This is a genomic window from Streptomyces sp. NPDC104381, assembly GCF_055583745.1.
The window spans coordinates 18,253-35,536 of sequence record NZ_JBVJNK010000006.1; the positions used below are offsets into that span (position 1 = coordinate 18,253).

The following is a 17,284-nucleotide window of genomic DNA, read 5'->3' on the forward strand; positions in this document are numbered from 1 at the left end:
AGCTTCCTCCCCGTGGCGGAACACCAGGATGTGACCAGGACGGCCTACGACGGGATCGTCGAGCTCTACGCGTCGATGTTCGCCGACCGGCTGGAGAGCCAGCCGTTCGCGCGGTCCATGATCGGCACCTTCGCCGAGCTGGTGCGCGGGACGGGCAACCTGCGGACAGCCGACGTCGGATGCGGCCCCGGGCATCTGACGGCCATGCTCGACGGCCTGGGGCTGGACGCGTTCGGGTTCGACCTCTCCCCGGCCATGGTCGACCATGCGCGGCGGGCCCATCCGGCGCTGCGGTTCGACGAGGCGCGGATGGAGGCCATGCCGGTCGAGGACGGTGCGCTCGGCGGGGTGCTGGCCCACTACTCGATGATCCACACACCGCCCGGGGAACTGCCCGCGCTGCTCGCCGAGCAGGCCCGCGTCCTGGCTCCGGGCGGCCTGATCCTGGTCTCGTTCTTCGGGAGCGAGGGGGCCGGCGAGGCCGAGGGGGCCGACAGGGCCGAACCGGTCCGGTTCGACCACAAGGTGGCGCCCGCCTACTGCTGGCCCGTCGACCGGTTCGCCGAACTGCTCGCCGGGGCCGGGCTCCCGCCTTTCGCCCGGCTGCTCCACGACCCGGCGTCGGAGCGCGGCTACCTCGACACCCATCTGCTGGCCCGCCGCCCGTAGAACGGGCCTCTCCGCAGCGGCCGTTCACCCGCCGCGCGGCCCCGCGTCCCGCGCCGCCCGCGCGAGTGCCCGTACGAGGTCCGTCTCCCCGGCCGTGGGCCAGATCAGGACCCAGGTCCCCAACGGGGCGTCGTACGGACGCAGATAACGGAGCCTGGGCCACGGGTAGTACTGGGCGGCATCACCGTGGATGAGACAGATCGCCTCGCCCGCCGCGACCACGGCGGCGACCTCCTGGATCGTGGAGACCTCGGGGCCGCGCCGGATGGGCCGGCCGCCGGGGGTGTGGGTGGGGACGAGCGTCTGCTGCCAGTACTCGGGGACGGGCGTCGCGGAGTGCGGCAGCTGCCAGTCGGCCAGGTCCTCCATGCTGACCCTGTCGCGGGTGGTGAGGGGGTGGTCGGCGGCCACCATGAGGACCAGGGGTGCGATCGCGACGGCCGGACCGACCGTGAGGTCCGGTTCACGGACGGGCAGCCAGGAGGTCGCCACCTCGACCGAACCGTTGCGGAGGGCACCGAAGGGGTCCGCGAAGTTGATCTCCTGGATGCGGAGCCGGACCCCGGGATGCCGGGCCCGGAAGGGGTCCAGGACATGTGTGTAGTAGTGCGCCTGGGGCCCGTGCAGCCCGAGGGTCAGCGTGCTCGTGGTGCCGCGCGCGGCAGCGGTGGCCGCGCGGGTGCCGTCGATGATCTGCTGGTAGCCCACGCTGAGGTCCTCGCGCAACCGCGCCCCGATGGGGGTGAGCTCGACCTTGCGGCTGGTACGCGCGAAGAGGAGCGCGCCGATCCGCCGCTCCTGCTGGGCGATCGACTGACTCACCCGTGCCTGCGACACGTGCAGACGGTCCGCGGTCCGGCCGAAGTGCAGCTCCTCGGCCAGCGTCAGGAAGATCTCGATGTCCCGCAGTTCCATCATGTGCCCCCGGCCTCCATCGATAACTCCGGGGTTATCACACCATGTGAAGCCGGAGATTGTTCGTCCGTTCGGCGCCGCGCATCCTGAGTCGGGCTGACGGCTGCCCCCGATCCGGCGGAGGCCGGCGGGCAGGCGGCCGGGGCTGGGGCTGGGGCGGTGCAGGGGAGCGCCCCATCCGAATCGGGGACGGCAAGGAGACGAGAGATGCGGTTGCGGTGCATGGTCACGGCCGGTGCGGCGGTTCTGGCGCTGGCGGTGGTCAGCGGCTGCGGCGGGAACGGAAACGACGGCGGGAGCGGCGGCAGGAGCATTCCCGCCGACGGTGACGGGCAGTCCGCCGGCAGCGGGGGCCGGCTCATGGACACCGAGCAGGACGGCCGCCTGAGCTTCCCCACCATGGCCGACATCGAGACGTTCGTCAGTCAGCGCACCACGTGCACCGATCTGCACATGGAGGACAAGGACTCCGATCACGAGGACGACCCGGAGGCGGTGGGCGTCGGCAAGCTCTGGGGCATCAAGGAGCGTGCCGTCTGTTGGGACGCGGACAACAACGGCGTCACACTCATGTCCGTCAACGACATGAAGAGCTTCCAGACCCAGTCGAAGAAGGAGGAGACGGACGGGTGGTACCTCGTCGGGGAGGACTTCGCCATCACGGGTGGAAGCACCACGAGGGCCAACCTCAAGGACTCCGGACTCCTCGCCCTCGTCTGCGACCCGGAGGAGAAGATCCCCAGTGGCTACAAGAAGGAGAAGGCGCTCGTGGACGGGTGCACGCTGACCGACTTCATCTCCTGAGGCCGGTCGGGCGGCGAGCGGCCGGCGGTATCAGGTCAGGACCATCCACTTCCGCCCGTCGATGAGTTCCCGGCAGCTCCATCCCGAGGGCAGCACGGGCTTGTGCAGCGCGTCGTCGTCGAGCCCTTCGATGATTCCCAGAACGTGCCGGCGCTGTCCGTGCAGCGCGCAGAGCAGCGCCCGTATCTCCGCATCCGTCGTCCCGGTCATCGGGCGGACTCCCGGCTCGGGCCGGGGGACGGCGCTGACGCCCCCGGGCGGTCGGCCTCGGCGAAGTGGTCGAACTCGCCGGCCACGACGCCCTTGGTGAACGCCTCCCACTTCTGCGCGGTGGTGGTCACCACGGTGCCGGGGTCTCCCGTCCCACGGAGGTACACGAGCTCCCCGGGACCGAACGCGATCTCGATCCACGGGCCGGGGCCCTGCGCGTCCTCGGGGGCGGCGCGGGTCCAGGCGAGGTCGGTGGGGACGTCAGCCACGGTTGTGGGCCTCCTTGACGGTACGGAGGAGGGCGGCCCAGGCGTCGGGGCTGGCCCGGAGTATCGCGCCGCTGGGGTCGCCGCTCTCGGTGAGGGCGACGGTGCCGTGGTCGGCGGCGATGTGTATGCAGGCTTCGCCCTGTGCGCAGTAGGAGGACTTCTGCCAGTCGGACGGGGTCATCTTCGTTCCCTCACAGTTCCTGGGCGATGGCGTGGACGAGGTCTCGCGACTCCTCGGCCGGCAAGGCAGCGGCGTCGAGTCGATCGAGGAGCATCCGGTACTGGGCCAGCTGAGCCTCGGAGTCGATGAACACCGGGCCGTGGGACTGGTCGAGTTGGGCGGTGTCGAGGGCGGGCACGGCCCCCTCCACGTAATACACGGACTGCCCGGACCCGGGGTAGTACGTGGCCGAGAACGGGATCACCCTGATGGACACATGGGAGCGCTCGCTCAGCGCGAGCAGGTGCTGAAGCTGGGCACGGGTGATGTCCGGTCCGCCGAACCGCATGCGGAGAGCGGCCTCGTGAATGACGGCGCGGTACGGAGCCGCGTCTTCCCGGTACAGGACGGCCTGTCTCTTCACGCGGTACGAGACGCGGTGCTCGATCTCCGGCGGTGAGATCTCGGGGACCGCCTGCCGGTAGATCTCACGTGCGTGATCGACGGTCTGCAGGAGCCCTGGGATGTGCATGCTGTGCGCCGCCCGCAGCCCCGTGCCGTGGTGCTCGATCTCGGCCAGATCGAGGAGCTTCGGAGGCAGGATCTCCCTGTACTCCTCCCACCAGCCGCGCTTTCGTTCGCCCGTCATCTCGGCCAGGGCCTTGATCAGGGCCTGGTCCGTGCAGGAGTACGTGTGGGCCGCGACCCGTACACGTTCGGCGCTCACCCCGAAGCGCGCGACCTCCATGTTGCTGAGCTGCCCCGCACTCGTGCCGAGGAGATCGGCGGCCTGAGTGGTGGTCAGCCCGGCGCGCTCGCGTAGCTTGCGCAGTTCCGCGCCCAGCCGCATACGCCGTGCGGTGGGTGCTGCCCTGCCTGCCATGGTGAACTCCCCTTGGGGTCAGCTGCGTTGCGGAGCGTCACTCACACGAGTGGTTCTGCTCAAGGATTCCGGGCCAACTGTGCAAGTAATCCTTGCGGAAGCCTAGTCTCTGACCCAGGCCACCCGCCCGGAAGTACCCCGCTCGACGGAGCGGCCTCGTCACCGGGCCGTGCGACACGCACACCCCCAACGCTCCTCCGTGAACGGAGACTTCCATGACTCTGGCCACCGTAACGCCGCCCTGGGCGTACACCCTCCAACTTCCGCAGGATCCCCGTGGGCCCGGGATCGCGCGGGCGACCCTGCGGACCGTGCTGACGGTGCACGGGATGCGGGATCTCATCGACACCGCCGAGCTGCTGGCGAGCGAGCTGGTCACCAACGCGTACCGGCATTCCTCGGCGCCGTACTCGCTCCGGTTGCGCGGGGCGGGGCGGAATCGGGTGCGGGTCGGGGTGTGGGACAGCAACCCGGTGATCCCGGCTCCGTTCGGCGGCGGCGCCATGGGTGAGCCGTGCGCCCTGTCCGAGCGGGGCCGCGGGCTCCACCTTGTACGGGAGTGTGCGGAGAGCTGGGGCGCGTACCCGATCCGGGGCGGGCTGCCGGGGCAGGGCGGCAAGGTGCTGTGGGTCGAATGCGTGTGGAAGCCGGAGTGTCAGTGGGGCGGGCTACCGTAACTCTGTGTAGTCGATCCATGCTTCGGCGGCAGTGACCAGGAGGTGCGGGGTGCAGGTGCGGAGAGGACGGACGGGCGGGAAGGTGCCGCAGGGCGCAGGCACCTTCCCGCCGCTCGGCGGGCCGAGTCGGCTAGCCGGCGTAGCGGCTCTCGAAGGTGCGGAAGGACTCCTCCTGGATCCGCTCCAGCCGGGCCTTCGGGTTCCGGGCGGTGAACCGCGCGCAGCGTGCCGAGTCCAGGACGCGGCACTCGTCGACCGGGCGGAAGCCCTGGCGCACGGGGTCGGGGCGCCACAGGCTGCGGCCGGGCAGGAAGGAGTACTCCAGGGAGGCGCGGGCCAGGTCCTTCAGCTCCGGGTAGCCGAGTCCGTAGGTGCGGGCGGCGCGGTGGTACTCCAGGCCGATGTCACCACGGGAGACCCCGGGGTCGTCGGTGGACAGGACCACCGGCACCCCGTACTTCCGGTAGACGGGGAACGGGTGCTCGTCGCCCTCGACCTGGAGGATCTGCGCGTTGCTGGTGAGCGGCACCTCGACGGCGATCTGACGGCGCGCCATGTCGCGGGCGAGTCGTTGCCAGCCGTTCTCGTGCACGAGGTCGACGCCGTGCCCGATGCGTTCGGCCTGGCCGGTCCGTACGGCGTCGTCGATGTGGAAGGTGAGGTCCTCGGGCTTCACCAGGCCGGGCACGAGTTCTCCGGCGTGCAGGGTGATGTGGGCGGCCGGGTAGAGGCCGTGCAGATAGTCCAGCATGCGCATGTGGAGGCGGTAGTCCCGCAGGGAGATCTCGCCGTCCTCCGGCTGGACCAGGTTCACGGCGACGAACCGCTGGTCGCGTTCGGCGAGGCGCAGCCCCAGGGCGATCTGGGTGAAGACGCGCTCCGGGGCGCTGTTGCGGGACACCTGGGAGATCCAGCGCACCGTGATGCGGCAGGCGGGGCGGGGGTTGCCGGTCGCGCAGCGCGCGGTGTCGCGGAATTCGGCGTCGGCGGTGTCGGCCTCCTGCTTCGCGGTCGCCACCAGCTGGTCCAGCCTGCCGCCGGCGAGCAGCTTGCGGTGCAGGGCGGCCAGGTCGGCGTCCCAGCCGACGTCGGCGGCCAGCTGCTTGGCGCCGTCCGAGGAGGGGGTGACCATGGTCTCCAGATACGACTGGTTCTGCGCCGCGGCGGTGCCCGCCACATCGGCCAGCATCTTCCCGCGGTGCGACGTCGCGGCGCCGAACTTCCCGAACGTGGCGAAGAAGTGGTCGTGCCCCGACTCGTTCTGCGGGAAGTCCTGCATGGACCAGGCCCGGACGATCCGCTGCCGGAAGGCGGCGTCCGTGAGGGCGTCGGCGGCGGGGCGGGTGCCGGTGACGCACGGCGGTGCGACGGCGGTCGTCGTGGCGTCGATGCAGAGGCCGTCCTCGGCCGCGAGCTGGATGAGATATTCGGTCCGCACGGCGCCGGACAGGTGGTTGTGCAGGTCGCCCCCCTTGGGCAGCTCACGGTAGAAGCGAGCAGCCTGCTTCGGGTGGGCCTTCAGCCAGGTGGCGGTGCGGGCCTCGGCGGGGGTGGACGTCCGGGACGGGGGTACGGGCGCGGAGGCGGCTGCTCCGGCCTGGGTACCGGCGGGCAGTGTCGCGGCAAGAGCCGCCGCTGCGAGCCCGGCGGCGGTCAACAACCGGCGGGGACGCGATGAGTTGTGGTGTACGGAGATCACGCCTGCATGATCACGAAGAGCCGCGCGCATGGCCCCGGGCCGCGAGGGCGGTGACCCGTAAACCATCCGTCCGGGTGACGGCCGGCCGCCCGGGGCGGGCCGTGTTCACACGCGGAGCTCCGGGGGGAATCCGGTCCAGCGCAGTTCCTCCGGGAGGTGGCCCATGTCGTTGACCATGAGCAGGGCGGCTGGCCTGCCGGGGGCGTACCGGATGACGGTCAGCGCCGCGTTGGCGTGGTTCAGGCCGAGCCAGCGCCAGGCGGGGGCGTCGAGGGCGTCGCGTACCAGCCAGGCGGCCAGGAACGCGTGGGTGACGACCAGTTCGTGGCGGGGCTCCTCACCGACCGCGGGGCCGGTGAACCGCGCCATCGCGGCGTCGGCGAGCTCCGGGCCCCGGTCGCGTTCGGCTGCGGGGAACTGCTCGACGAACGCGAGGAACCGGTCCGCCGACTCCTCGGGCAGCTCCTCCCGCGAAGGGACGTACGGCACGTAGTCCCCGGCGGGCTCGGAGACCCGCAGGGGGATGTCCCCGTACAGCTGCTCATGGACCAGCCGTGCGGTCTGCGCGGCCCGGGGGAGCGGGCCGTGGTGGACGGCGGACAGCGGTATGCCCCGGAGCCGCTCACCGAGCAGGACGGCCTGCCGGCGGCCCTGCTCGGTCAGTTCCGTCTCGTCCGGGGACGCCTGGGCGTGCCGGGCGATGTAGAGGGTGCGGGGTGCGGTCGGGGTGGTCATGGAGCCCTTTCGGCTGGTCCGGTCGATGTGGGGATGGACGGTGTCTCCCGTGGGTCGGTTCCGGGTCGCGCGTTCGGGTGATCTCGGCGGGGGCCGTTCCTTACGGGGGCGGGGGTGCGGGCACACGCCGCCGGTGCGCCCGGCGTGTCGGGTACGCCGCGTTTGGCACAGTGCCGCTCCATGATCGAGAACGGGGTGAGCGGGATGACCGTGGTGCACGGGGTGAGTGATCCGGCGGGGAAGCCGGGTGAGGGCGGGCCGCGGCTGGAGCACAGTGACGGGCCGTGGCTGCGGGCCGCCGGTGGCGCGGAGGAGCTGGTGGCCCAGCTGGGTCCGGTGCGGGGTGAGTTGGGAGTGGCGCACCAGGGGCTCATGGCGGGGGCCGGCCGGCTGACCGCCCTGGCGGAGCTGGCGGCCGTACGGGAGTCGTGGGAACGGCGGTTCCAGGCGGCGCAGGGGGAGTGCGGCAGCCTGGCGGCCAAGCTGCGGGACGTCGCCCGTACGCAGGGCGCCACGAACGAGGCCGTCAGGTCGTCCTTCGCCTCGGTGCCGCCGGGCGACGGCGGTGAACGGTGACGGCGACGCTGACGTGGGCGCAGTTACGGGACCTGGAGTGCGCCGAGCTGGAGGGCGCGGCCGATGGGTGGGGCAGGTCGAGCAACCGGGCCGACGCGGCCCGTGACCGTATCGAGCAGCAGTTGCTCACCGGGCTCCGCGACACGCAGGAGGGTGAGGCGGCGCGGGCGGCGGTCGCGCGGCTGCGGCAGCTGGGGAGGAACTTCCAGTACGTGTACACGGAGTGCGGGCTCCTCCGTACGACGCTGAACTCCCTGGCCCATGAGATGAGGACCCAGCAGCGGGCGCTGAAGGAGGCGCTGGACGACGCGGCCGCGCTGAAGTTCACGGTGGGGGCGGACGGGACGGTGACGTACCCGGCGGCGGGCGAGGCGCTCTTGGACGGCGCGCCGCTGCGGGGCGGCACGGTGACGTCGGACGGGCTGCCGGGGCTGCTGCCGCCCTCGGGGCTGGTCGCACCGAACCCGAACGCGGCCAAGGCGCGGGACATCGCGGACCGGGTGGCGGGGGCGGTGCGGGCGGCGGGGGAGATCGACTGGCGGTACGCGGGGATCCTGCGCCGGTTGAAGGCGGAGGAGGGGCTGAAGGTCCCGGACGCCACGTGGAGGGACGCGGCGGGCGACGCGGCGGCGGTCCGGGACGCGGCGGGGGCGTACCTGAAGGACGCGATCCCGCACGACGCGTCTCCGGCGGAGCGGCGGGACTGGTGGGCAGGGCTGACCCAGGAACAGCGCGAGGAGTACCTCGCGGTGTACCCGGACCAGATCGGGAACCTGGACGGGATCCCGGCCCTGATCCGCGACGCGGCCAACCGGGACAACCTGCGGCTGCTGATCGGCGAGCTGGAGGGCCGCGACGACGAGAAGTCCGCGACGCAGCTGGCGGGGTTGCGGGAGATCGACCGGCAGTTGGGGGCGGGGACGCAGCCGCCGATGTTCCTGCTCGGCATCGGGGACGAGGGAAACGGCCGCGCGATCGTCTCGTTCGGCAACCCGGATACGGCGAAGAATGTCGCGGCGTATGTGCCGGGGCTCGGGACTTCGCTGGACAAGGAGTTCGCCGAGGGCGATCTTAAGCGTGCCCGGGACACTGCACTTGGCGCTGCGGAGATGAACCCGGGCTCTCCGACAGCTTCCATTGTGTGGCTCGGGTACGACGCGCCTCAGATCGAATCCGACAACCTGGCGGCGAGTTTGGATGTGGCGGGAGAGGGCAGAGCGAGATCCGGAGCCTCCGGTTACAACGAATTCATGGCCGGTCTGTCAGCAACCAACCAGAACGAGGACCCGCACGTCACTGCAATCGGCCATTCCTACGGGTCTCTCACGGTTGGACTCGCTGCTCAGAAGCACGGTGGAATTCCTGGTGCCGATGACATCATCCTGGTGGGTAGCCCAGGGACGGGGGCGCGATCTGCGGACGAACTCGGCGTGGGGAGGGAGCACGTATTTGTGGGTGCAGCTGAGAATGACTCGGTCACAAAGCTGCCGAACAGCCGGGAGGCCAGTGGCTTGGGGAGCGGTGCGGCGGGTGGCGCCTCGGCGGGCTTCGTGCTGGGCTCGACTGTCGGTCCCGGGGGCGCCCTCGTGGGCGGGGCTCTGGGGGGAGTCGCAGGAGGAGCTACTGGGTATTTCGCGCAGGATGCGCAATCCAAGGAGAGTGACGTGTGGTTTGGGACCGACCCCGCGCATCATGATTTCGGGGCCAATCGTTTCAAGGTTAGCGAAGGGCCCGAGCCGTTAGCGCGTGGGCACGCATTCGTGGAGGCGCATTCCAATTACTTCCACCCGACTAAGGATCAGATGTCATCAGACAATATTTCACGCATCGTTTCGGGCAAGTCGGAACAGGTCGTCCGGGAGCGGCCCCGGTGAGGGCCCGGAGTGTCGCAATGCTGGGGACAGTGATTTTTGTGCTGTCGGGGTGCTCTGTGGTGGATCGTTCGGCGGAGCCGAGCGGCGGGGATGATGGTGGGCATATGGATATGCAGGAAGCGGCTGACAGGGCGGACGCAATCCTTGACGCGACGTTCGCTGATATCAAGCCGGCGGTGGAGTGGGTACATGGGCAATCCACGGAAGGCAGTTGTGACGTATCGCGCAGGCGAGCTGTCCTGACTGTGATTTCGGAGCAGCGACGAGGCGGCTTCCTCGGCGTCGTAGAGCGCAGTTGGAAAGGGGCTGGATACCGGCAACTCGGGGTGAACGCGAGTGTTGACAGCCCTGCGACCTACTTCGAGACAGCGGACGGGTTTCGAGTGAGGCTGCTCATCGGCGGGGGCGGGCAAGCCTTCTTCGAGGTCGCCACGCCGTGCGTCGAAAAATCTTCGGTGGCACCACCGGCACTGGCGGACGCGAGCCGTGTCGGTGAACCCCTCCCCCGCCCCAACATCCGCTCCGCCTTCTGGTCCGCCGGCGCCCCCTGATCCCCCGTAGCCGCCCCTGACGCCCCCTCATGCCCCCGCCCACCCGTACACACCAGCGAATCGGCACGTGAACCGCGCCCGAATGGGGGATGGTTGAGGCGTGCGGAAATACTGGGTGTTCGTCGGCGGTGGGATCGGGCTGGGCCTGTGCTTCATCGCCCTGCTCGTCGTCGGTACGTACTCCGCCGCCGCCGGGATCGCCGGGGCGGCGGGTGGAGCTGTCGGGCTGGCCAAGGGGGCCGTGCCCGCGCGGTACCAGCCACTTGTGGAGAAATGGGGCAATCTCTGTCCCGCGATCAACCCGGCCCTGCTGGCGGCCCAGTTGTATCAGGAAAGTGGCTGGAATCCGCGTGCTCAGAGCCCCGCCGCCGCGCAGGGCATCGCGCAGTTCATCCCCGGCACCTGGGCCTCGCACGGCATCGACGGGGACAAGGACGGCGACCGGGACGTGTGGGATCCCGCCGACGCGATCCCCTCCGCCGCGTCCTACGACTGCGAGCTCGCCGGGTACGTCAAGAAGGTGCCGGGGGACGCGACCGACAACATGCTCGCCGCGTACAACGCGGGTGCCTACCGCGTGATCCAGTCGGGCGGCGTGCCCTCGATCAGCGAGACGCAGAACTACGTCAAGATCATCCGCTCGCTGGAGAAGAGCTTCGCCAAGCCGGTGGGCCGGGTGCAGCCCTCGCAGCAGGCCGCCGGGGCCATCTACTTCGCGCAGAAGAAGCTGGGTACCCCCTATCTGTGGGGCGGGAACGGCACGGCGGACCAGGGGGGCCGGTTCGACTGTTCCGGGCTGACCCAGGCCGCGTACCGGACGGTCGACATCGAGCTTCCCCGGGTGGCCAACGACCAGTACAACGCCGGGCCGCACCCGTCGCGCGAGGAGCTACTCCCCGGCGATCTGGTGTTCTTCTCGGACGACCTGAACAACTCCCGGGCCATCCACCATGTGGGCCTCTACGTCGGTGGCGGCTACATGATCAATGCGCCGTACACCGGTGCGGTCATCCGGTTCGACAAGATCGACACCCCCGACTACTTCGGCGCGACCAGGGTCACGAAGGACGGTGCGGCGGCGCTTCCGACCGCACTCCCGGAAAGCTGACAACCAGTCGGCCATGGCCGGAACTCTCCGTGAAGCCCGGGCCCTGAGCTGCGACGATGAGTCACTCTTCGATAACGTCATGGTGATCATTCGGTGGAGAGCGGAACGCGGAGAGCCGGCAGGCCGTTCCCTGGACTGGGACAGCATGCGCAGATGACCGAGCGTGACTGCCCAGACCAGTCGTGCGTGACGGCATCATGGCGTGACGCGGCACTGAATCCGCACCGACCACGGGGGTCAGACCAAGGCGACGCACGCCGTTGTGCGTCGCAGCAGCAGACAAGACAAGGGGCCGCGGCAGATGGCTGGACTCGCACTCGATGGGTCGAACCCCGACGTCAGCCTGCTCTACGACATCAATGGGCTGGCGAAGGCCGCTCCGACCTGGTTCGACCGGGTCATGGAGTTCGTCGGTGAATTCGGGATCATGTTCGGCATGGTCCTGGCGGTCCTGTGGTGCTGGTGGAGCGTACGCCGACGCGGTACGACCGAGGACTCGGTGACGGCGGTTGCCGGGCTCGTGTGGGCACCGCTCGCCGCCGGGATCGCGTTGCTCATCAACATCCCGATCCGGGGCTTCGTGGAGCGGCCGCGTCCGTTCTTCGACCACAAGGGGCTCGAGGTCCTGGTGGCGGGGAAGACGGACTTCTCCTTCGTGAGCGACCACGCGACGATGGCGATGGCGATCGCCGTGGGGCTCTTCGTGGCCAACCGGAAGTTCGGGCTGGTGGCGATCGGGCTGGCGCTGCTGGAGGGCTTCTGCCGCGTGTACATGGGCGTGCACTACCCGACCGACGTGATCGGCGGCTTCGCCCTCGGCACGGCTGTGGCCCTGCTGCTCGCCCCGCTCGCGATGATGCTGCTGACGCCGCTGGTGGGGGCCGTGGCCCGCGCCGGTGCGGTCGGCAGGCTCGTCCGCTCGCGCACCGCGGTCGCTTCGGCCGACGGTCGGGACGCGCAGGGGATCCCCGAGCCGAGCCCGCGTTCCGGCGGCCGTGGTTCGTCCGGTGAGAGGGACCTCGCCGCGTAGGCGGAGAGCGCGTAGGCGGAGAGACCGGCGGTTCATGGGGGCGTCCCGAGAGGGGCGCCCCTTACGCATGACCAGAGGCCCGAGCCCCCAGGCCCGAGCCCCCAACCCCCAGGCCCGAGCCCCGCCCTGTTCAGCCGTTCCGTACCCGTGCCTCCCGTGACGGGGCATCATGTCCCCAGACCCGGGGGCGGTGGTGCAGGTGGCCGGTCGGCGGCCGACGCGGCAGGAAGTCAACCGGCGGCACGAGCGGACGGGGTTCGTGGGCCGTCGCGGTGAGCTGGCGGTGTTCAGGGAGACGTTCGCGCGCGATCCGGAGGAGCCCGACTTCCCGTTCCTCTTCCATGTGCGCGGCAACGGTGGCGTGGGCAAGTCCACCCTCGTGCGGCAGTGGGAGTCCACCGCCCGTGAGCAGGCCTCCGTCGTCACGGCGTACGTCGATGACGACGTGCACGACGTGTTCGAGGCGATGGAGGCGGTCAGCGCCCGGCTCGGCCGGCAGGGGCACCCGCTGAAGAGGTTCGACAGACAGCTGGCGACCTACCGGCAGCGCCGGCACCAGGCGGAGAGCGCCGCCGCCCCCGCACCGCAGCCCGACCCCCTGACCGGCCAGGGTCCCGCGCCCGCACCGGCCGCGTCGCCGTCCAGCACGGTGGCGGCCCAGGTGGGGCTGGTCGGGCTGGGCATGGTGCCCGGGGTCGGCGCGTTCGTCGGCGCGGTCGATCCGCAGCAGGTCGCGCTCGGCGCGGACCGGGTGCGGGCGGCCCTCACCATGCGGCTGCGCAGCCATGACGACGTCCAGCTGGTGATGAATCCGGTGGCCGCCCTCGCGCCGGTCTTCCTGGAGGATCTGGCCGACGTCGCGGAGCGGTGCGAGCGCGTGGTGCTGTTCTTCGACGTGTACGAGCGGACCGGGCCGCTCCTCGACGCCTGGCTGCACGCCACGGTCTTCGGCGAGGAGTACGGGGGCCTCCCGGTCAACGTGCAGTTCGTGCTGTCCGGGCAGCTGCCCCTGGACAGCAGGGTCTGGGGCGACCGGCTGGGCCAGGTCACCGAGGTGTGCCTGGAGGTGTTCACCGAGGAGGAGGCGCGCACCCTGCTCGCCGCCCACGGGATCACCGACGAGCCCGGCGTGGAGCTCGTCCTGCGCCTGTCGGGACGACTCCCGCTGCTGGTCGACATGCTGGCCCGGAGCGACCCGGGGCGGGGCCGGGACACGGTCGACGCGTCCGGGACCGCGGTCGAGAGATTCCTGAAGTGGGAGCCGGACCCCGAGCGACGCAAGGCCGCGCTGGCCTGTGCGCTCCCCCTCCAGATCGACGAGGACATCTACCGCGCCGTCGTCCCGGAGGCCGCCGCCCAGAGTTATGCGTGGCTGCGCGGCCTGGCCTTCGTGTCTCCCCAGGCGGGCCGCTGCCGGTACCACGACGTCGTACGGGCCGCGATGCTCCGCCTCCAGCGGACCAGGTCGCCCGCCCGGTGGCAGCAGGCGCACGTCCGGCTGGCCGAGCTGTTCCAGGGGCTGCGGTCGGCGGTGGAGGCGGAGCTCGGTACGGACCCCGACGACCACTGGGCCGACGCGGCCTGGCGGGAGCACCGGCTGAACGAGACGTACCACCGGCTGTGCGCCCATCCCCGTACCGCCCTGCCCGGGGCGCTCCGTGAGAGCGCCTGCGCCGTCGACCACGACGTGGCCACGCTGCGTCGCTGGGCGCAGATCATCGGCCGCGCCGGGCTGGACACCGACTCGGAGGCCCTGACCTCCTGGGGGCACCGCCTGGAGGCCGCCGCCGAGCGGGAACGGCCGGGGTCGGCCGCGCTGACGCTGATCCTGGGCGCGCCCGAACCGGACGCTCACGGGCGGGCGCTGGTGTACACCCTGCGTGCCGCGGAACGCCGGGGCGCGGGCGAGGAGCAGGGCGCGCTGGCGGACTGCGAGGCGGCCGTCGCCCTCGCCCCGGACACGGCCCGGCCCCACGCGGGGCTCGGCGAGACCTACCGGCTGCTGGGCCGCCATGAGGAGGCGGTGGCCGCCTGCACCCGCGCGGTGGAGATCGACCCGCTGTACGTCCTCGCCTACGGCAGCCGTGGCGACGCCTACCGGAACCTGGGGCGCCATGACGAGGCCCTCGCCGATTTCCTCCGCGCCGTGGAGATCGACCCCCGGTACACCTGGGCGTACGGCAGCCGGGCGCAGGTGTACGAGGCGATGGGCAGGCAGGAGGACGCCCTCGCCGACTACGACCGCGCGATCGAGGTCGACCCGCGCTACGAGTGGGCCATCGGGAGCCGCGCGCAGCTCTTCGAGCGGATGGGCCGGTACGAGGAGGCGCTCGCCGACTACGACCGCGCCGTGGAGATCGACCCGCAGTACGCCTGGGCCTATGCCAGTCGCGCGAGGACGTACCAGGCCATGGACCGGCATGAAGAGGCGCTCGCCGACTACGCCCGTGCCATCGGGATCGTGCCCGGGTACGCCTGGGCGTACGGCAGCCGGGCGCGGCTCCACGAGGCCATGGACCGGTACGAGGAGGCGCTGGCCGACTACGGCCGGGCTTTGGACGCCCACCCCGGGTACGCCTGGGCGGCCACCGGCCGCGGCGAGCTGTACGAGCGGATGGGCCGGTACGAGGAGGCGCTCGCCGACCTCGACCGGGCCGTCGGGCTGGACCCGTCCTCCGAGTGGGCCCTGTGCGGCCGCGCCCGGATGTATCTGCGCCTCGGCCGGCACGAGGAGGCGCTCGCCGACTGTGCGCGGACCGTCGAGATCGACGCCGAGGACGGCTGGAACCAGATGCTGTACGCCGTCGCGCTCCGGGTGGCGGGCGACGGCCGGGAGGCGCAGGTGCGGTTCGGACACGCCCTGCGCAGCTTCACCGCGCTCGACGAGGGCGGCGGGGAGAAGGCCGTGGACGCGCGCCAGGGCCTGCTCGTCCTCGCCTGTGCCCGGCTCGACGGCGATGCCGCGCCCGCGCGGTGCGAGGCGCTGCTCGGGATCGGGGCGGAACTGATCGAGGAGACGGTCGAGGACCTGTTGTTCCTCCGCGAGGCCTTCCCGGAGGCCGGACCGGGCGTCGAGGCGGCCGTACGCCGGCTGCGGGAGGCGCTCTAGCCGGCCTGCTCCTGCTCCCCGAGGTGCTCCCGCGCGTCCGTACGGGCGCGGTCGCGGGCGCGCCGGGCGGGTCCTGACCAGCCGCAGACGCAGCGGGCCAGACAGAACGAGCCCCGCTCGACGGTCGTGGTGCTGTGTGCCGGAGCGGGGCTGTGGACGGGGGAGTCCGAGGGGTCCTGATGCACGCGTCCACGGTACTGGGGACGCCGTACGGCGGGCGGCGTGTGGGCCGATCGGCTTCCGGAAGGGTGCCGGTGGCGTGACGAGGTGCTCCGGCCGTCGTTAGGCGAAGCGGGCGGGAACTCGGTCAGGTGTACGTCGTTGGGGGTTGGCAGGCGATGGTGGTGCAGCAGCACAGGTGCGGAGGCGGGGCACTGGCTGTGTTGGCCCTGACTGTCGCAGGCGTGATGACGGTGGGCAGCGGCTGCTCCGGTACGGGCGGTCACGGCGTCGACGCGGCCGGCGAGCGGATCGCCGGGGGAGCCCCGGCCGGGGCACCGGCGGCGGTGGTCCGGCGGGCGGCCGAGGAGCTGGCCGGTGCGGGCAGCGCCGAGGCACGTACGTCGATGGAGACCGCGGCGGGCGGGACCCGGGTGACGATCAGGGGCCAGGGAGCGTACGACTTCCGCAGACAGCTGGGTGAGATCAGGGTCGTCCTGCCGAAGGACGCCGCCGGGGCCGACGAGCACCGGCCGATCACGGAGCTGCTGGCACCGGGCGCGCTGTACATGAAGAACCGGGGCGCCGGGGTGCCCGACGACAAGTGGGTGCGGATCGACACGACGTCCCTGGAGGACGGCAATCTGGTCACCGGCGGTGTGACGGATCCGATGGCCGCCGCCGAGCTGCTGCGCGGCGCGGCCGATGTGACGTACGTCGGGCGGACGGAGCTGGCCGGGGTCGAGGTCCGGCACTACCGGGGGACCGCGGATCTCGGGCGGGCGGCGCGTGAGGCGTCACCGTCCTCGCGCGGGGCGCTGACCGCCGCGGCGAAAGGGTTCAGCACGGACACGGTGCCCTTCGACGCCTATCTGGACGACGACGGCCTGCTGCGGAAAGTGCGGCACCGCTTCACCTTCGCGACCGAGGGACCGGCGGTGGCGGTGGTCTCGACGCTCCTGCTGTACGGCTTCGGCACCCCGGTCTCCGTGACGCTGCCGCCCGAGGCGGACATCTACACGGGCCGGGTCCAGCAGGGCGGGAGTGGCCCGGAAACGCCGTAGGGAGGGGGCCGAAATGGTCCTTCCGTGCCATGCGCGGTGTGTGCCGCGATCCCTACGCTGGGTCCCAGGGAGTCGGTGCGCCAGGAGTCGGCGACAGCAGAGAGAGGTGACGCAGGTGGTGACGCTCAGCGCTCCGAGCGCTCAGGACTGTGTGGCCCTCGCCGAGATCGAACTGTGCGGCGAGCTCATGATCGCGGCGGCGGACGCGCTCGAGGACCGGCTCAGTCCCGACCGTATCGACGAGGTGCTCAACGTCGGGGCGGAGTTCCCCGAGCCGGTGCCGACGATTCCCCGGCAGGGGCGCCACCGGGGATGACGGGGTGAGTTTCCCCTCCCCGGCTTTCCCTCCCCCCGGGATCCCCACCCCTGGTTTTCGGCCTCGGGCTCTCCGGCCTCCGGCTCTCGCTTCCCCGGCCGAAATCAGGTCCGCAGGAGCCGGGCGATCGCCTTCGTGGCCTCCTCGACCTTCGCGTCGATCTCCTCGCCGCCCTTGAGCGCGGCATCCGCGACACAGTGGCGCAAATGCTCCTCCAGCAGCTGGAGCGCGAAGGACTGGAGGGCCTTCGTCGAGGCCGAGACCTGCGTGAGTATGTCGATGCAGTAGACGTCCTCGTCCACCATCCGCTGGAGGCCGCGGATCTGGCCCTCGATGCGGCGCAGCCGCTTGAGGTGCTCCTCCTTCTGGTGGTGGTAGCCGTGGATCCCGCGGTCGTGGTCGGTGACGACCGCTTCCGTACCGGCTGCGTCGGCGGCCTCGGTGGTGGTCATGGGGTCCTCCCGTTGTCCTCGTGG

At 71.3% G+C, this 17,284-nt stretch carries 20 protein-coding genes; 11 read left to right on the plus strand and 9 right to left on the minus strand.

What is annotated here, in order from left to right; translation table 11 throughout:
* The first annotated feature begins 12 nt into the window (after positions 1-12).
* Positions 13-669 carry a class I SAM-dependent methyltransferase gene (locus ACZ607_RS21030; protein WP_469736700.1) on the plus strand — a complete coding sequence of 219 codons (657 nt, stop codon included), beginning with the start codon at positions 13-15 and terminating at the stop codon, positions 667-669.
* Between the two features lie 24 nt (positions 670-693).
* On the opposite strand, the gene ACZ607_RS21035 is transcribed toward ACZ607_RS21030, so the two are convergent.
* A complete protein-coding gene (locus ACZ607_RS21035; RefSeq protein ID WP_469736702.1) occupies positions 694-1,587 on the minus strand; it encodes a LysR family transcriptional regulator in 894 nt (297 codons plus the stop codon).
* Between the two features lie 204 nt (positions 1,588-1,791).
* On the opposite strand from ACZ607_RS21035, the gene ACZ607_RS21040 reads away from it, so the two are divergent.
* Positions 1,792-2,388 (plus strand): hypothetical protein, encoded by a 597-nt coding sequence (locus tag ACZ607_RS21040; RefSeq protein ID WP_469736704.1) that lies wholly within the window; start codon positions 1,792-1,794, stop codon positions 2,386-2,388.
* A gap of 30 nt (positions 2,389-2,418) precedes the next feature.
* Here the strand turns inward: ACZ607_RS21040 and ACZ607_RS21045 are convergent, their stop codons facing one another.
* From ACZ607_RS21045 to ACZ607_RS21060, 4 genes are read right to left on the minus strand one after another with little or no spacing between them, the layout of a single operon-like run.
* The gene (locus ACZ607_RS21045; RefSeq protein ID WP_469736706.1) at positions 2,419-2,598 is read right to left on the minus strand and encodes a hypothetical protein; all 180 of its coding nucleotides are present in this window, start codon (positions 2,596-2,598) and stop codon (positions 2,419-2,421) included.
* Positions 2,595-2,867 carry a DUF397 domain-containing protein gene (locus tag ACZ607_RS21050; protein WP_469736708.1) on the minus strand — a complete coding sequence of 91 codons (273 nt, stop codon included), beginning with the start codon at positions 2,865-2,867 and terminating at the stop codon, positions 2,595-2,597. The genes ACZ607_RS21045 and ACZ607_RS21050 overlap by 4 nt, the downstream gene beginning before the upstream one ends.
* Positions 2,860-3,048 (minus strand): DUF397 domain-containing protein, encoded by a 189-nt coding sequence (locus tag ACZ607_RS21055; protein WP_469736710.1) that lies wholly within the window; start codon positions 3,046-3,048, stop codon positions 2,860-2,862. Before ACZ607_RS21055 ends, ACZ607_RS21050 begins: the two co-directional genes overlap by 8 nt.
* A gap of 10 nt (positions 3,049-3,058) precedes the next feature.
* Positions 3,059-3,910: a Scr1 family TA system antitoxin-like transcriptional regulator gene (locus ACZ607_RS21060; protein WP_469736712.1), complete on the minus strand. Its 852-nt coding sequence runs from the start codon at positions 3,908-3,910 to the stop codon at positions 3,059-3,061.
* Positions 3,911-4,125: 215 nt separating this feature from the next.
* Here ACZ607_RS21060 and ACZ607_RS21065 point away from each other — a divergent pair, with 215 nt between their 5' ends.
* Entirely contained in the window at positions 4,126-4,587 is a 462-nt protein-coding gene (locus ACZ607_RS21065; protein WP_469736714.1) for an ATP-binding protein, read from the plus strand.
* 130 nt (positions 4,588-4,717) lie between these two features.
* On the opposite strand, the gene ACZ607_RS21070 is transcribed toward ACZ607_RS21065, so the two are convergent.
* Both ACZ607_RS21070 and ACZ607_RS21075 read right to left on the minus strand, forming a co-directional pair.
* Entirely contained in the window at positions 4,718-6,286 is a 1,569-nt protein-coding gene (locus tag ACZ607_RS21070; protein WP_469736716.1) for an adenosine deaminase family protein, read from the minus strand.
* 105 nt (positions 6,287-6,391) lie between these two features.
* Complete coding sequence (locus ACZ607_RS21075; RefSeq protein WP_469736718.1) at positions 6,392-7,021, minus strand: histidine phosphatase family protein; 630 nt, start codon at positions 7,019-7,021, stop codon at positions 6,392-6,394.
* Between the two features lie 180 nt (positions 7,022-7,201).
* Between ACZ607_RS21075 and ACZ607_RS21080 the strand changes: the two genes are divergently transcribed.
* The 6 genes from ACZ607_RS21080 to ACZ607_RS21105 all read left to right on the plus strand — a co-directional run bounded on the left by ACZ607_RS21080 (position 7,202) and on the right by ACZ607_RS21105 (position 15,269).
* Positions 7,202-7,597, plus strand: a complete 396-nt coding sequence (locus ACZ607_RS21080; RefSeq protein ID WP_469736719.1) for a hypothetical protein — start codon at positions 7,202-7,204, stop codon at positions 7,595-7,597.
* On the plus strand, positions 7,594-9,471 hold the full coding sequence (locus tag ACZ607_RS21085) for an alpha/beta hydrolase (protein ID WP_469736721.1): 1,878 nt from the start codon (positions 7,594-7,596) through the stop codon (positions 9,469-9,471). Before ACZ607_RS21080 ends, ACZ607_RS21085 begins: the two co-directional genes overlap by 4 nt.
* Before the next feature lie 17 nt (positions 9,472-9,488).
* Complete coding sequence (locus ACZ607_RS21090; protein ID WP_469736723.1) at positions 9,489-10,022, plus strand: hypothetical protein; 534 nt, start codon at positions 9,489-9,491, stop codon at positions 10,020-10,022.
* A 100-nt stretch (positions 10,023-10,122) separates the two neighbouring features.
* Positions 10,123-11,130, plus strand: a complete 1,008-nt coding sequence (locus tag ACZ607_RS21095) for a C40 family peptidase (protein ID WP_469736725.1) — start codon at positions 10,123-10,125, stop codon at positions 11,128-11,130.
* Positions 11,131-11,431: 301 nt separating this feature from the next.
* Entirely contained in the window at positions 11,432-12,160 is a 729-nt protein-coding gene (locus ACZ607_RS21100; RefSeq protein ID WP_469736727.1) for a phosphatase PAP2 family protein, read from the plus strand.
* 169 nt (positions 12,161-12,329) lie between these two features.
* A complete protein-coding gene (locus tag ACZ607_RS21105; RefSeq protein WP_469736728.1) occupies positions 12,330-15,269 on the plus strand; it encodes a tetratricopeptide repeat protein in 2,940 nt (979 codons plus the stop codon).
* Here ACZ607_RS21105 and ACZ607_RS21110 read toward each other — a convergent pair.
* Positions 15,266-15,454: a hypothetical protein gene (locus ACZ607_RS21110; protein WP_469736730.1), complete on the minus strand. Its 189-nt coding sequence runs from the start codon at positions 15,452-15,454 to the stop codon at positions 15,266-15,268. The genes ACZ607_RS21105 and ACZ607_RS21110 overlap by 4 nt on opposite strands.
* Positions 15,455-15,649: 195 nt before the next feature.
* Between ACZ607_RS21110 and ACZ607_RS21115 the strand changes: the two genes are divergently transcribed.
* On the plus strand, positions 15,650-16,492 hold the full coding sequence (locus ACZ607_RS21115) for an SCO4651 family lipoprotein (protein ID WP_469736731.1): 843 nt from the start codon (positions 15,650-15,652) through the stop codon (positions 16,490-16,492).
* Between the two features lie 106 nt (positions 16,493-16,598).
* On the plus strand, positions 16,599-16,808 hold the full coding sequence (locus ACZ607_RS21120) for a hypothetical protein (protein WP_469736733.1): 210 nt from the start codon (positions 16,599-16,601) through the stop codon (positions 16,806-16,808).
* 104 nt (positions 16,809-16,912) lie between these two features.
* On the opposite strand, the gene ACZ607_RS21125 is transcribed toward ACZ607_RS21120, so the two are convergent.
* Positions 16,913-17,260 (minus strand): metal-sensitive transcriptional regulator, encoded by a 348-nt coding sequence (locus tag ACZ607_RS21125; protein WP_099174206.1) that lies wholly within the window; start codon positions 17,258-17,260, stop codon positions 16,913-16,915.
* Between the last annotated feature and the right edge of the window lie 24 nt (positions 17,261-17,284).